Raw genomic sequence first — 14,845 nt, forward strand, 5'->3', positions numbered from 1 at the left:
TGCGGTCAGGCGGTGACCACCAGGGCGTCGACCGCCACCACGCCGCTTCCGCGCGGGCGTACCAGCAGCGGGTTGACGTCCAGCTCCAGCACCGCGTCACCAAGCTCCAAGGCCAGCGTCTGCAGCCGCATCACCGTGTCGACGAGCGCGTCGAGGTCACCCGCCGGTCGGCCGCGGACGCCGCCGAGCACGGTCATCGCCCGGGTCTCCCCGATCATGCACAGCGCCTCGGACCGGGAGAACGGCGGCACCCGAAACGATACGTCCCGCATCACCTCGGTGAACACCCCGCCCAGCCCGAAGGTGATGGTCGGGCCGAAGGGCGGCTGGTGGCTGACGCCGAGGATGACCTCGGCCACCGCGTCGGTGATCTGCGGCTGGACCACGACGCCGGTCAACCGCAGCCCGGGGGCGCCGGCCGTGATCCGCCGGTAGGCCTCGCGGACCTGGGCCGGATCGCCGAGCCCGACATGCACCAGCCCGAGGTCCGACTTGTGGACGAGGTCGTCGGCGAGCGCCTTGAGCACCACCGGGTAGCCGAACCGATCCGCCGCCGCGACCGCCTCGTCCGCGGAGCCGGCAACGACCTCCGGCACCACCGGGATGCCGTACTCGCCCAGGAACCGCTTGGCGGCCACCTCGTCCAGAGTGGACCCGGCGGTGAGATGTCCGCGCGCGGCCGCGGCGGCAGGGGACGGCACCCGCGGCACGTCGGCGAACGGGCTGCGGTAGGCGCGGTGCAGCGCCCAGAAGTCCGCCATCGCCCGGATGCCGCGCACCGCGGTGCGGAAGGAGTGGAAGACCGGGATACCGGCCTCGCAGAGCGCCCGGTGGTCCGCGTCGCGGATCGGCGACGTCCAGGCGACCACGATCGGCTTGCCGCCCTGGGCGTGCAGCGCGATGAGGTCCCTGGTGATGGCGTCGCTCATCCCGGGGAAAACCCCGGTGATCGGGCAGAGCAGGATGTCGGTGTTGGCGTCCTCCATCAGCGCCTCGAGCACCTTACGGCCCTCGGGGCGGGCCGTCGCGACGCCGCCGGTGTCGACGGGGTTGTCGACGTGCAGGTACCCCGGCAGCAGTTCTCGCAGCCGGGCGAGGGTGTGCTCCTCCAGTCGAGGCAGTGGCACGCCGGCCATCCCGCACAGGTCCGCGACGTGCGAGCCCGTCCCGCCGGACATGACGCACAGTGCCACCCGGTCGCCCGCGACCGGCGGGGTGTGGCAGAACGCCCCGGAGATCTCGATGGCCTCGTCGATGTCGTCCACGCGGATAACGCCGGACTGGCGGAACACTGCGTCCTGCACGGCGTCCGAGCCGGTGAGGTGTCCGGTGTGCGCCTTGGCCATCGCCTGGCCCTGGTCGGAACGTCCGACCTTGATGCACACGATCGGCACGCCGGCCCGCACGGCCTCGCCGGCCGCCAGGCGCATGGTTCGGCCGTCGACGAAACCCTCGACGTACGACGCGATCGCGCCGACGCCCGGTGTGTTGGCGAAGTGCGCGACGAAGTCGGCGAACTCCAGGTCCACCTCGTTGCCGAGCGTCGCCCAGGCGTGGATGCCGATGCCGAGTTCCTCGCCTTGCACGATCGGGCGGCCCTGGTTTCCGGATTGGGTGACCACGGCCAGCTTGCGCCCGGGCTGTCCCTCCCGCCAGGGTTCGAGGAGGTTGAGGTTGGTGTTCGGCCCGATGATGCGCATCTCGCCCTTCGCGAGCTCCTCAAGTCGCTGTTGCGCGAGCCGACCCTCGGCCGTGCCCAGCTCGGCGAAGCCTGCCGCGAAGACGATCGCGAAGCGCACACCCTTGGCGGCGCACTCCTCGAGCACCGGCAACGGATCGCGGACGAGCACGATGGCCACGTCGATGTCCTCGGGGATGTCCAGCACAGTGCGGTATGTGGGGACCCCGTCGATGGCCGGCTTGCCGGGATGCACGGGATGAACGGCCCGTACCCCCCGGGACAGCAGGCGTTCACGGGCCTGGCGCCACTGTGCCCGCTGGGGACTGCCCTCGGTATCGGTGGCCCCGATGACCGCGACGGCGTTCGGGGTGAACAGAGTTTGCCAGTCGATGCTCCGCAGGGCTAGTGGGCGCCCGCTGACGTCGACTTCCGCCTCGCTGCGATCGGGTGAGCTCATGACCGGAGCCTAGCTCAAAGAATATAATCATGACTAAGATTGCTAAGAAAAGATTAAGCCTGGAGGTGTGATGGACCTGAGCTCCAAGGCGGTGCTGGTGGTCGGAGCGGCCCGCCCGCCCGGAATCGGCCGAGCCACCGCGGTACGGCTGGCCAGAGCCGGCGCGCGGCTGGTTCTGGCCGACGCGGTCGCGCCCGCCGACGGCGGCGGGGCCGACGGCGGGACGGGCCGGGCCGACGGCGCCGCGCTGCGCGCGGTCGCCGACGAGGTCGCGGCGGCCGGTGGACGCCCCGTCCCGGTGTACGACGTCGACCCGACTGATCCGGCGTCGGTGGCCGAGCTGGTGGCCTCGGCCGAGCGGGAACTGGGCCGCCTGGACGCCTGCTGCAACCTCGTCGGCGCCACCGGGGCCGCGCTGGGCGACGGGCTGCTGGCCGAGGTGGACCCGAGCGCCTGGCAGCGCGGCCTGGACTGGAACCTGACCACCGCGTGGCTGATCGCCCGCGCCTGCGTGCCCGCGCTCACCTCGGCCGGCGGGGGCTCCATCGTGACGCTCTCCTCCTACGCGGGCATGACCCCGGTCATCGGCTCCGGGGTGGTCGGCGTGGCACGGGCCGCGGTCAACCACCTCACCACGGTGCTCGCCCGCGAACTGGGCCCGCTCGGCATCCGCTGCAATACCGTCTGCCCACTGGGCGTGCACCCCGGCGACCCGAGGTTTCCGAATCCGGGCCTGGTGAAGATCGCCGAACGCGAGGGCACCCCGCTGAGCGACTGGCTGGCCAGGACCATCCCGCTGGGGCGCGGCCAGTCCGCGGACGAGGTCGCCGCCGTTGTGCAGTTCCTCGTCTCCGACGCGGCCTCCTTCGTCAGCGGAGTGAACGTGCCGGTGGCCGGCGGAGCGCCGGTGTGACCGCCGGCGGCCCACGGGCCCTCATCGGCGTGGACACCGGTGGCACCTTCACCGACACCGTCGTCACCCTCGCCGACGGCCGGCTCGGCCTTGGTAAGGCGCTGAGCACGCCCGGCCGGGTCGAGCAGGGCGTGCTCGACTCCATCGGCCGCGCCGCCGCGGGGCTCGGCCTCACGCTGCCGGAGCTGCTCCGCCACACCGTGATCCTCACCCACGGCACCACGGTCGGGCTGAACGCGTTGCTGACCGGCACCGGCGCCCGGGTCGGCCTGCTCACCACGGCTGGCTTCGAGTCGACGCTGCCGATCGCCAAGGCCAACAAGACCCACGGCCTGGACGAGTTGGACCTGACGATGCCGACCCGCTGGCGTAAGCCGGACCCGCTGGTCGCCCGGTCCGACATCGCCGGGGTCAGCGAACGCGTCGACGTGACCGGCACGGTGGTCCGGCCGCTCGATGAGGCCCAGGCCCGCACGGCGATCCGCCGCCTCGCCGCCCGCGGCGTCGACGCCGTGGCCGTCTCCCTGCTGTGGTCACCGGTGAACCCCGAGCACGAGCGGAGACTGGCCGCCCTGGTGGCGGAGGAGATGCCAGGCGTGCACGTGTCCTCCTCGGCCGCCATCGCCCCGGTGGTGGGCGAGTACGAGCGCACCTCCACCGTGGTGCTCGACGCCTACGTGGCGCCGAAAGTCACCGCATACCTGCACGCGCTGCAGGAGCGGCTGCGCGAGCACGGCTTCGGTGGCGTGCTGATGATCCTGCGCACCGGCGGCGGCGCGGAGCCCGTGGTACAGACGCTGCGCGCGCCGGTGAACACGCTGCGCTCCGGGCCGGTGGCCGGACTCGCCGCGACGGCGGCCCTGGCCGCGAAGCTCGGGCACGCCAACGTCATAGCCACGGACGTGGGCGGCACGAGCTTCGACGTCGGGCTGGTCATCGGCGGCGCCATGCAGCGCGCGGGCACGCCGATGGTGCACCGCCACGCCCTGGCGATCCCGGTTGTGGAGGTGGAGTCGATCGGCACAGGAGGCGGCAGCCTGGCCTGGCTGGACCACGGCCTGGGCGCGCTGCGGGTCGGCCCGCGCAGCGCCGGCGCCGAGCCGGGGCCGGCCTGCTACGGCAGGGGCGGCACCCGGCCGACGCTCACCGACGCGTCCGCGGTGCTGGGCTACCTGAACCGGCTGGGGGACGTGGTGGAACTGGACGTGGAGGCCGCCCGGGCGGCCATCCGCACGCACATCGCCGAACCGCTCGGGATCAGCGTGGTGGCGGCCGCCGAGGGCATCGTCCGGATCGCCACCGACCAGATGCGCGATCTGATCCGCCGCACGACGATCCAGCGTGGCCACGATCCGTCGGCGTTCGCGCTGGTCGCCTTCGGCGGGGCCGGTCCGCAGTACGCGAGCTGGTACTCCCAGGGACTCGGCGCGGTGGATGTGGTGATCCCGGATCTGGCCGCCGAACTCTCCGCCTACGGTGCGGTGGCCAGCGACCTGAACATCGGCGCGGAGCGCGGGCTCGTCCCCACACCCGTGCCCGAGGCGGGTACCGCCGTCACCGCCGCGCTGGCGGAGCTGACCGAGCGGATCGAGGCCGGGCTGCCCGGCGCGGTGGACGACGTCGTGGCGGCGTCCGGCAGGAGCCGGGTCCTGCACCGCAGCGTGGCACTGCGCTTCTACCGCCAGCAGCGCCGCATCGAGCTGCCGGTGTCCCTCCCGGTCGGCGCCGTGGAACTCGCCAGGCTGGAGGCGGAATTCCGCGAGCGGTATGAGCGAATCGTCGGAGTGGGCGCCGCCTCGAAGGAGACACCGGTTGAGGTGGTGAGCGTTCGGGTCGACCTCATGGTCGCGGTGCCGGTGCCGTCCCCGGTCGTCCGGGCGCCTGGCGTCGCCGAACCGGCCGGCACGCGGATGGCGTGGTTCGACGGCGTCGGGCACCGCTGCGCCGTCTACGACTGGGGGCGACTGCCCGCCGATCTTGATATCAACGGACCGGCGTTCGTCGAGTCCGAGCAGACGACCGTGGTGCTGCCGCCGCTGCGCACGGCGCGCATGGACACCAGTGGCCATCTCCACCTGGGCTGACAGGAAAGGATCGCGATGATCGACGAGATCACCTTCGAAGTGCTCCGGCACCGGCTCGACGCCATCAACGACGACGCCGCCCTGGTGCTGGCCCGGCTCTCCGGCTCCCAGCTGGCGGCCGAGGCCCGGGACCTGAACACCGTGATCATGGCGCCGGACGGGCGGGTCGTCTGCTGTGGCCGGTACGTGCTCGCCCAGGTTGTCTCGATGCACCTGGTCGTGCGCGACATCCTGGAGAACTACTCCGACAACCCGGGCTTCGGGCCCGGGGACCAGTTCATCACCAACGACCCGTACATCGGGACGCTACATCAGCCCGACGTCGTCGTGGTGGCGCCGATCTTCGTGGACGGTCGGCTCATGGGCTGGTGCGGCTCCACCGCGCACCAGCCCGACGTGGGCGGCCCCAACCCGGGTGGCATCACCTACGACGCCAGGTCCATCTTCGACGAGGCGGTGCCGATGCCGCCGGTGCGGATCGTCGAGGGCGGCCGGCTGCGCCGGGACATCGAACGGGAGTACCTGATCCGGTCCCGGACCGCGGAGTTGAACCGGCTGGACCTGCTCGGCCAGGTGGTGGCGAACCGCAGCGTCGTCGAGCAGGTGACCGGGCTGTGCGCCCAGTACGGGGCCGGCACCGTCGGCGCGGTGCTGGACCGCCTGCTGGAGCGGACCGAGGCGCTGTTGCGCGAGCGGCTGCGCGTACTGCCGGACGGGCGCTGGCGGCACGTGAGCTACGTGGAGTACCGGCCCTACGGCAGTACTGCGGAAGAGCCCGAGACCGTCTACGCCGTCCGGCTGACCATGACCAAGCGGGACGACGACCTGGAACTGGACTTCACCGACAGCGACCCGCAGGCGCCCGGTGCCATCAACGCGGCCTACCCGGCGCTGGCCAACTTCGCCATCGGCAGTGTGCTGATCTACCTGTGCGGCGGGCTGCCCTGGGTGCCCGGTGGCGTGTGGCCGGTGGTGCGGATCCTCAGCCGGGAGGGCACGGTGGTGCACGCCCGGTGGCCCGCCGGCGTGGCGATGAGCACGGCCGCCACCTGCCAGGCGATCCGGGTGTCGGTCAACGCCTGCGTCGTCCGGATGCTGGAGGTGGCCGAGGAGTTGGCGCCGCTGGTGATGGCCAGCTGCCAGGCCGCCGGCGGCGGTGGCGGGACGGTGCACGGCCTGCGCGCCGACGGCTCCGCCTACGCCACCATGACCCTGGACGAGATAAGTGGCGGCGGCGGGGCGACCTGGGCAGGCGATGGCGCCGACTCCTCGGGGTACACCACGTCACCCGGGGCGTCCTGCGTCAACGTGGAGGTCAACGAGGCGTACCTGCCGCTGCTGTACGAGCGGCGCGCGGAGCTGGCGGACACCGGCGGACCCGGGCGACACCGCGGCGGGGTCGGCACGCTGCACGCGCTGACCACACACGGTACCGAAACCCCGATGACCATGATGTCGTTCGGGCAGGGGCTGCAGCATCCGCTCGCCACAGGTGTCTGCGGTGGGGGGTTCGGCGGGCAGAGCGTGATAGCGGTGCTGCCCCGAGCCGATCTGCCCGTGATGGAAGGCCCGCCGCCGGAGGAGGGCCGGCTCCTGCCGATGCCGGCGGCCAGGTTCCCGATCGGAGCGGGTGACGTGCTGGTCTCGGTGTCCCAGGGAGGCGGGGGACTCGGCGACCCGATCGAGCGCGAGCCGTCGGCGGTGCTGGACGACGTGCGGAACGGGCTGGTCTCGCCGGACGGAGCCCGCCGGGACTACGGCGTTGTCATCGTCGGCGACCTGGGAGAGCCGGCGGAGCCGCGGGTCGACGAGGCGGCCACCGCACGGCTGCGGGACGAGCGGCGGCGGGACAGGATCGGCCGGTCCCCGGTGCCCCCGGCGGCCGGCGGCCGCCGGGGGCGGCGGTTGTCGGCGGCGCTGGACCTGGTCCCCGCGGCGGAGGGAAGCCAGGAGCGGGACGGTGCCGTGGCCTGCGCACGGTGCGCCACCGCGCTGTGCGCCGCCCGCGAGAACGTGTACGAGCACCTGGTCGTTCGCGACGAGTCTCCCGCGGGCCGCAGCCCGCTCGGAGCCCTCTACCCCGGCGGTGAGCGCTTCGTGCTGCGGCACTTCCACTGCCCCGGGTGCGCCGCGCAGATCGACGTTCAGGTCTGCCGGGCCGGCGACCCGGTGCTCGCCGCGGTCGAGGTGCTCTGAGCCGTGGCCCGGCCGGCCAGGCGAGGCCGACCGGGCTACGGCCCGTCGCTAGCCCCGTTTTCCGCACACGCCACATCGTCGCAGGTCAGCAGCTATGTCTGATCCAGTGCCGTGGGTAATCACCCCAGGTCAACCGGGGTCACGTGCGAAATACAGGACTAGCCGAGCACGCCGGCCTCGCGGAGGGCGGTCAGTTCGCCGGCGCTCACGCCCAGTCCGCGGAGCACCTCGTCGGTGTGCTGTCCCGGCGTGGCGGCCGGCGCGGGCCTCGTCAGCTCCTCGTCCACCAGGTGCACCGGCAGCGGCAGCAGGTCGGCGCCGTACTCCTCGGCGGGCAGCCACGACGTCCGGGCGGCGAAGTGCGGGTCTTCGGGCAGTGTCGCGGGCGAGTTGACCGGGGCGATGGGCACGTCGGCGCGGAGGCCGATCTCAACCCAGGCCGCGGTGGAGCGGGTCAGGAAGACCTTGGTGAGTTCGCCACGCAGCTCGCGGTCACCGAGGGCATGGTCGGCGACCTCCCCGCCCTCCTGGTCACCGAGCAGGTCGGACCGGTCGATCGCCAGGCAGAACCGCTCCCAGAACTTACGCTCGGTCGCCATGAACAGCACGTGACCGTCCGTGCTGCGGTAGACCTGGTACCGCACACTGTCGCCCATCCCGGCCGTGCCGGGTCCCCGGCGCACGCCGCCGTCGGACGGGTTGCCGGTCACCTCGGTCTCGGGACGCAGGTGCGCCCGGTGTCCCTCGATGGTGAGCCAGTCCACCGCGGCGGCGCCCTCGCACTGCGCGATGTCGATCGCGCAGCCCTGCCCGGTTCGCCGGGCGCGCAGTGTCGCCGCCAGGATCGTCGCGGCGGCCAGCAGCGGTGTCACCCGGGTGCCGAGTGGCACGCTCAGCTCGGCCGAGGAGAAGCCCTCGTCGGTGGTGCCGAGCCGCAGCCCGCCGGCCCATGCGTCGAACGCCAAGCCGTGTGCGGCGAGTTCGGTGTACGGCCCGGTCCTGCCGTAGCCGGACACCGTGCACCAGACCAGTGCGGGGTGCCGCTCGCGCATCGTGGCGCTGCCGAGCCCGCGCCGGGTGAGGACTCCAGGGCGCATCCCCTCGATCACGATGTCGCTCGCCCCGATGACGCGCTCGGCCAGCCGTGCGCCTTCCGGCTTCTGGATGTCGATGGCGACGCTGCGCTTCCCCCGGCCGAGGTGGTGGTGCATGAGGGACACGCCATGCACGAAAGGCCAGCCGACCCGGCGGATGTAGTCGCCCTCGCCGGGACGCTCCACCTTCACCACGTCGGCGCCCAGGTCGGCGAGGACGGTGCCGACACCACCCGCTTCCAGCAGGGCGAACTCCACCACGCGAACACCCTCGAGCAACCGCACCGTCACGTTGACTCCTGATCGTTGACTTGTGCATCCAAGATTACTATCTTGTAAATAATAGCAATGTATCGGTATTAAGTCGCCTTTCGTCGCTGCCATACCTGTCAGGGAGAGACATGGATCACGCTGGCCATCCGGCTTCTCCGGGCGCCACCGACGGGGGACCGCCGGCGGCTCCGCGTATCACCGTTCGGGAGGTGACTCGATCCTTCGTGACGAACGGCCGCTCGGCCGTCCACGCTCTGGGGCCGCTCGACCTGTCCATCGGGGACGCCGAGTTCCTCTGCGTGGTGGGGCCGTCCGGGTGCGGGAAGTCGACCCTGCTGAAAATCATCGCCGGCCTGCTCGCGCCCTCCTCGGGAGAGGTGGCGATCGACGTGTCCGGCGATCATCGGATCCCGATCGCCATGGTCTTCCAGGACTACGGCATCTATCCCTGGAAGACGGTGCGGGCGAACGTGGAGCTCGGGCTCCGGCTCAGCGGCCGCCCACCCACTGAGCGGCGCGAGATCGCGGACGACTGGCTGTCCCGCCTTGGCCTGGCCGACTTCGCGGACGTCTATCCCGGAGCGCTCTCCGGCGGCATGCGCCAGCGGGTCTCCATCGCCCGCGCGCTCGCCATCGATCCCGAGGTCCTGCTCATGGACGAACCGTTCGCGGCACTCGACGCCCAGTTGCGTGAGGTGTTGCAGGAGGAACTGCTGACCATCTGGCAGGCCCGCCGGCGCACGGTGGTGTTCGTGACGCACAGCCTGGAGGAGGCGCTGCTGCTCGGCGACCGCGTCGTCGTGATGAGCGCGCGCCCCGGCAGGATCATCGCCGATATCACCGTGCCGTTCGAACGCCCTCGCTCCAGCGAGGTGCGTACCGACCCCCTCTTCGCCAAGCTGCGCGGCGAGCTGTGGACGGGCCTGCATTCCGAGGTCGTCGCCCAGTTCGACGCGGGAAAGGACCGGCGATGACCACTATGCTGATCCGCCGTCCCGGGGTGGCCGAGTTGCACCCGGTGCGCACCCGGCGCCGGTGGACCGTGACCAAGGTCGCGCTCGGCGTCTCCGTCCCGGTGCTGTTCGTACTGGCATGGCAGCTCAGTGCCGTGTTCGAGTGGGTCGACCCGTACCTCTATCCGCCGCCGAGCCGGCTCGGGCCGGCCCTCGTCACCCTGTGGGAGGAGGGCAAGCTGGTCGACGCGACCGTCACCAGCGTGCGCCGCATCATCCTCGGATACCTGCTGGGCGCCGGTGCCGGAGTGGTGGTCGGTTTCCTGATGGGCATGTCCCGGGCGCTGCGCGCGGCGCTCGAACCGTTCTCCTGGGCCTGGTACACGGTGCCCAAGTTGGCGCTGCTCCCGATCTTCCTGACCATCTTCGGCTTCGGCGACACCTCCGTGGTCGTCCTCATCGCGGTGACGGTGTACTTCTTCGTGTGGATCTCCGTCATGTCGGCGGTCATGGCGGTGCCGGCCGGCTACCGTGAGGCGGCCCTGATGCTGCGCGCCAACAGCTGGGAGATGTTCCGCCAAGTGCTGCTCCCGGCGGCGCTGCCGGAGATCTTCGTCGGCCTGCGGATCGCCGCGGGCGTCTCCGTCCTCATACTCGTCGGCATCGAGTTCGTGATCAGCGACCAGGGCCTCGGCTACCTCATCGAGCAGGGGCGGACCCTGCTGCTGCTGGAGCAGAGCTACGTCGGCATCCTGCTCGTCGCCCTTGTCGGTTACCTCTTCGCGCTCCTGGTGAAATTCATCGGGCGCCTGTTCATCCGGTGGACGGACGAGGACAACGCGATCATTCCTTCCTGACCGGTGACATCCCCTGCTCCCGACCTTCACCTGCCCTCTCACTGGAGGAACCATGTCCAGATTCCGTGTCCTGGCCGCAGCGGTGGCAGCCGGAATACTGCTGATGTCGACGGCATGCGCCGGTGACGATGAACCGGCCCGGACCGGCGGCGACCTGGGGGCGGTGACGCCCGTCGCCGGCTGCGGGGCGGGCTCGTACATCGACCCGGCCGACCTGAGCCCGGGCCGCAAGATCGCGCGGTGCGAGCCGAACGCGCCCGCCGCGCAGCCGTTGAAGGAGCGCACCACCATCCGGATGACGGCGGCGTCGAGGTCGAGCAGCCTCGCGCCGCTCTTCGTCGGGATGGATCTCGGCGAGTTCGACAAGGAGAACTTGAAGATCGAGTTCTCGGTGCTGCCGTTCGCCGACGCGATGCCGCAACTGGCCGCGGGCCGGGTCGACATCTCCTACGGAGGCACCGAGGCCGGCCTGTTCAACGCGGTGAATCAGGGCATGGACATCAAGTGGGTGCTGGGCAACTTCGTGGAGCCGAAGGCATCCGACCTGTCGCAGCCGCAGACCGGGATGTGGGCCCGCAGGGACATCTTCGCCGATCCGCAGAACCCGCAGCTCAAGGAGCTCAAGGGGAAGACCCTCGGCTCCACCGTGGGCGCCGCTTCCGCCATCGCCTACCCGATGAACAAAGCGCTCACCCCGTCGGGCATCGCGTTGCACGACATGCAGATCAAGCAGCTTCCATCGGCGGACCTGATGACCGCGCTGGCCAACAAGGCCATCGACACCGCGTGGCTGCTCGATCCCTACTGGCTGACCGCCGCGGAGAGCCCGGACAAGTACGTGCTGGTGGGCGGCCAGTCGCCCGGTGAGCCGCTCGGCGGCTTCTACGCCGGCAAGTCGATGCTCAAGGAACGGCCGGAGGTGCTCCAGGCCTTCGTCCGCGCGTACATCCGCACCGTCAGCACCCACCTCGACGGCGACTACACCAAGGACGAGAAGGTCCTCGCCGCGCTCGTGGCCGGTACCCAGCAGCCCCGCGAGTCGCTGACCCGTACCCCCGCGATCACCTTCGATTGGGAGGTCCGCAAGGGTACGGGCGAGGAGGAGCAGAAGGTGTTCATCGCCTTCAAGACGGTGAGGTACGCCGAGGTCCTGCCCGAGGACCGCTACGTGGACCGTTCGTTCTACGCCCGAGCCGTGGGACATGCCGACTCCTGACCGACTCTGGGCCGAGCGGGGTGACGTTCACCTTCTGCCTCACCCCGCCTGCCCGGTCACCCACCTGTCTCCATCATGTTGACGATCAGGCCAGGCGCGGGACGGCCTGTCCCGTGCGCCGCTGGAACGAAAAGGACGGGCGATGTGGCGGTTGATGGTGACCAGGCTGTGCATAGCCGTACCGATGCTGGTGCTCGTCTCGACGGCCACCTTCTTCCTCGGCATCCTGTCGCCGATCGATCCCGCCGAGTTTGTGCTCGGACCGGATCCGAGCCAGGAGCAGGTCGACCTGGTGCGAAAAGAGATGGGGCTGGACCGGCCTGTGCTGACCCAGTTCCAGGACTGGGCGTCCGGTGCCTTACACGGCGACCTGGGGCGCTCGCTGTTCACAGACGAACCGGTGGCACGGCTGCTCGTACAGGCGCTGCCGGTGACCTTGAGCCTGACCTTGGGAGGGTTGGTGGTCTCGCTTCTCGTCGGAATCCCCGCGGGTGTCTGGTCGGGGATCCGGGCGGGACGCGCCGGTGACAGGGTGGTGACCGGTCTGGTGACGATTGGCCAGGCCGTTCCGCACTTCTGGCTGGCGCTGCTGCTGATCCTCGCGTTCGCAGTGCACATCAAGATCTTTCCGGCGGTGGGTTATGTGTCGATTTCTCGCGGAACAGGACAGTGGCTGAACAGCATCGCGCTGCCCTCCATCGCGCTGGGAACGGCCGGTGGAGCGGTTCTCGCCCGGCAGACCCGTTCGGCCGTCATCGGTGTCCTCCAGCAGGAGTACATCAGGACCGCGCTGGCGCAGGGACTGCCGCGGCGACGTGTGGTGTTCAAGTTCGCCCTGAAGAACGCGGCCATCCCCATCGTGACCGTGATCGCCTTCGAGGTCGCGGGTTTGTTCAGCGGCTCCATAGTCATCGAGCGGATGTTCTCGATGCAGGGCATCGGGTCGCTCACTGTCGACGCCGTCCTCAGACGTGACCCCGACGTGATCCAGGGAGTCATCGTCGTCGCCGCCACCATCATGATCCTCATCCAGTTGGCGCTCGACCTGTCGTATGCATGGCTGAATCCGAAGGTGCGTCCGATATGACGGTTTCACCGGATGCGACGGTGCCGGCCACGAGCCGTCCGGATGCCGGCCCCGATCGTGACTTCCCGGGCAAACGCTCCCGAAAGATGCTGGCCAGGTTTCTGGAGCAGAAATCGGCACCGACCGCCGGGCTCTTCCTGCTGGCGATCGTCGCAGTCGCCGTCTTCGCCCCCTACCTCGCTCCCCATCCACAGGACGCGGGGGATCTGCTCCGGCCTTCCGAGATGCCGTCGGTCGATCATTGGCTCGGTACCGACTCCCTCGGACGAGATGTCCTCAGCAGGCTGATGTTCGGAGCGAGGGCGGCGCTCCTGGCCGCACTCGTCGCCGTGAGCATCGCCGTCGCAGTGGGGCTTCCTCTCGGCCTGGTACTCGGCTACCGCGGGGGCTGGGCGGATCGCCTCGTCATGCGGCTGGCCGAAGGCGTCAACGCCATGCCGTTCCTCTTGGTGGCGATCACGTTGATCGCGGTGCTCGGGCCCGGTCTGACCAAGTCCATGGTGATCGTCGGTGTCATCTACGCCGTCATGGTGCTGCGTCTGGTGCGCGGTGAGGTACTGGCCGCACGTGAGGAACTCTACGTGACCGGCGCCCTCGTGGTCGGAGTCGGAACCACGCGGCTGCTCTGGCGGCATGTGCTCCCGAATATCGCGCCGTCCTTGATCGTGCAGGTCACGACGATGTTCGCGACGAGCATCATCGTCGAGGCGACGCTGTCCTTTCTCGGGTTGGGCACCCAGCCGCCACAGGCGAGCTGGGGAAACATGTTGGCGGACGCACAGGCGTCGGCCTTCGACCATTGGTTCCTCGCTCTTCCCGCAGGCTTCGCCATCATGATCACGGTGCTCGCCTTCAACCTCTTCGGAGACGGGCTGCGGGACCTGTTCTCGCGTGAGTCGGCTGGAAGCGTGCTCAACGCCAATGCGGCGCGGCCGCTCGTCGAGGGGGTCGTCGAGCGCGAGCACAGCGCCGGCAGTGTGGGTGGCGACGGGGATCCGCTGATGTCCGTGCGCCGGCTGAGCGTCTCATTCCCCGCAAGGCCAAGCTCCGACGAGCGAATCGACGTGGTGACCGAGGTGTCCTTCGACATCGGGCGGCGACGAGTGATCGCGCTGGTCGGTGAATCCGGGAGTGGCAAGAGCGTCACGGCGATGGCTCTGCTGGGGCTCGTCCCCGATCCCGGGCGGGTAACCGCCGAGACCATCGGCTTCGACGGGAGGGAACTCACAGGGGCGAATGAACGTGAGCTTCGGGCGATTCGTGCCCGTGAGATCGGCGTCATCTTTCAGGACCCGCTGAAAGCGCTCAATCCCGCGTTCACCATCGGCACTCAGATGACCGAGTCCATGAGGGTCGTCGAAGGTATGTCGAAGCGGGACGCGCGCATCCGGGCGGCCGAACTGCTGGACATGGTTCGCATCGACCGGGCGGCGGACCGGCTTGACGACTATCCGCACCAGTTCTCCGGCGGAATGGCACAGCGTGTCATGATCGCGATGGCTCTGTCGTCCTCGCCGAAACTGCTCGTCGCCGACGAGCCGACCACCGCGCTGGACGTCACGGTTCAGAGCGACATCCTGGACCTGCTGCGGGATCTGCAGGCAGAGACCGGAATGTCGATGCTCATCATCACCCACGATCAGGGTGTGGTCGCCGACATCGCCGACGATCTCATGGTGATGTACGCCGGCGAACTCGTCGAGGTCGGCACGGTCGAGAAGGTGTTCGAGGAGCCACGTCATCCGTACACGGCAGGGCTGTTGGCATCCGTCCCGCGGAATCGCCGACGCGAGGGAACGTTGCCGTCCATCCCCGGAACCGTGCCCGCGCTCGACGAACTGGGCCCTGGTTGCCGTTTCGGCGCCCGATGTCCCTTCGTCGTCGATCGGTGCCGAGAACCGGTGGACCTGGTCGGTCTCGGCGATGGCGCGGTGCGATGCGTGCGCGCCCCGGAACGGCTCGCACTCGGCGATGCCGACATCTGGAGTGGAAGATGACCCGACGGCCACCCCTGCTCGAGGTACAAGATCTCAG

General features: G+C 70.1%; 10 protein-coding genes and 1 pseudogene. 9 read left to right on the top strand and 2 right to left on the bottom strand.

What is annotated here, in order from left to right; all coding sequences use genetic code 11:
* Nucleotides 1-5: 5 nt before the first annotated feature.
* The gene (locus tag IG98_RS0122535; RefSeq protein WP_030915428.1) at nucleotides 6-2,138 is read right to left on the bottom strand and encodes an acetate--CoA ligase family protein; all 2,133 of its coding nucleotides are present in this window, start codon (nucleotides 2,136-2,138) and stop codon (nucleotides 6-8) included.
* 70 nt (nucleotides 2,139-2,208) lie between these two features.
* Between IG98_RS0122535 and IG98_RS0122540 the strand changes: the two genes are divergently transcribed.
* Genes IG98_RS0122540 through IG98_RS47160 form a run of 3 tightly spaced genes read left to right on the top strand, consistent with a single transcriptional unit; the run spans nucleotide 2,209 to nucleotide 7,331 of the window.
* Nucleotides 2,209-3,051, top strand: a complete 843-nt coding sequence (locus IG98_RS0122540) for an SDR family NAD(P)-dependent oxidoreductase (protein WP_030915431.1) — start codon at nucleotides 2,209-2,211, stop codon at nucleotides 3,049-3,051.
* Nucleotides 3,048-5,135, top strand: a complete 2,088-nt coding sequence (locus tag IG98_RS0122545) for a hydantoinase/oxoprolinase family protein (protein WP_030915434.1) — start codon at nucleotides 3,048-3,050, stop codon at nucleotides 5,133-5,135. Before IG98_RS0122540 ends, IG98_RS0122545 begins: the two co-directional genes overlap by 4 nt.
* A 15-nt stretch (nucleotides 5,136-5,150) precedes the next feature.
* Nucleotides 5,151-7,331, top strand: a complete 2,181-nt coding sequence (locus IG98_RS47160; RefSeq protein WP_030915439.1) for a hydantoinase B/oxoprolinase family protein — start codon at nucleotides 5,151-5,153, stop codon at nucleotides 7,329-7,331.
* A 158-nt stretch (nucleotides 7,332-7,489) separates the two neighbouring features.
* Here the strand turns inward: IG98_RS47160 and IG98_RS0122555 are convergent, their stop codons facing one another.
* Nucleotides 7,490-8,716, bottom strand: a complete 1,227-nt coding sequence (locus IG98_RS0122555; RefSeq protein ID WP_030915443.1) for a CaiB/BaiF CoA transferase family protein — start codon at nucleotides 8,714-8,716, stop codon at nucleotides 7,490-7,492.
* A 191-nt stretch (nucleotides 8,717-8,907) separates the two neighbouring features.
* On the opposite strand from IG98_RS0122555, the gene IG98_RS0122560 reads away from it, so the two are divergent.
* The 6 genes and pseudogenes from IG98_RS0122560 (at nucleotide 8,908) to IG98_RS52605 (ending at nucleotide 14,808) form a co-directional block, all read left to right on the top strand.
* Nucleotides 8,908-9,672, top strand: a complete 765-nt coding sequence (locus IG98_RS0122560) for an ABC transporter ATP-binding protein (RefSeq protein WP_245651668.1) — start codon at nucleotides 8,908-8,910, stop codon at nucleotides 9,670-9,672.
* Nucleotides 9,669-10,508 carry an ABC transporter permease gene (locus IG98_RS0122565; protein ID WP_063766262.1) on the top strand — a complete coding sequence of 280 codons (840 nt, stop codon included), beginning with the start codon at nucleotides 9,669-9,671 and terminating at the stop codon, nucleotides 10,506-10,508. The genes IG98_RS0122560 and IG98_RS0122565 overlap by 4 nt, the downstream gene beginning before the upstream one ends.
* Nucleotides 10,509-10,560: 52 nt before the next feature.
* Entirely contained in the window at nucleotides 10,561-11,724 is a 1,164-nt protein-coding gene (locus IG98_RS0122570; protein WP_030915452.1) for an ABC transporter substrate-binding protein, read from the top strand.
* 142 nt (nucleotides 11,725-11,866) lie between these two features.
* Nucleotides 11,867-12,811, top strand: coding sequence for an ABC transporter permease (locus IG98_RS0122575; protein ID WP_030915456.1), 945 nt, complete (start codon nucleotides 11,867-11,869; stop codon nucleotides 12,809-12,811).
* Between the two features lie 86 nt (nucleotides 12,812-12,897).
* A pseudogene (locus tag IG98_RS54885) lies at nucleotides 12,898-13,008 on the top strand (hypothetical protein); the annotation flags it as partial.
* A 132-nt stretch (nucleotides 13,009-13,140) separates the two neighbouring features.
* Complete coding sequence (locus tag IG98_RS52605) at nucleotides 13,141-14,808, top strand: dipeptide/oligopeptide/nickel ABC transporter permease/ATP-binding protein (protein ID WP_245651669.1); 1,668 nt, start codon at nucleotides 13,141-13,143, stop codon at nucleotides 14,806-14,808.
* The last annotated feature ends 37 nt before the right edge of the window (nucleotides 14,809-14,845 follow it).

This window comes from Streptosporangium amethystogenes (assembly GCF_000721075.1).
Lineage (GTDB): Bacteria > Actinomycetota > Actinomycetes > Streptosporangiales > Streptosporangiaceae > Streptosporangium > Streptosporangium amethystogenes.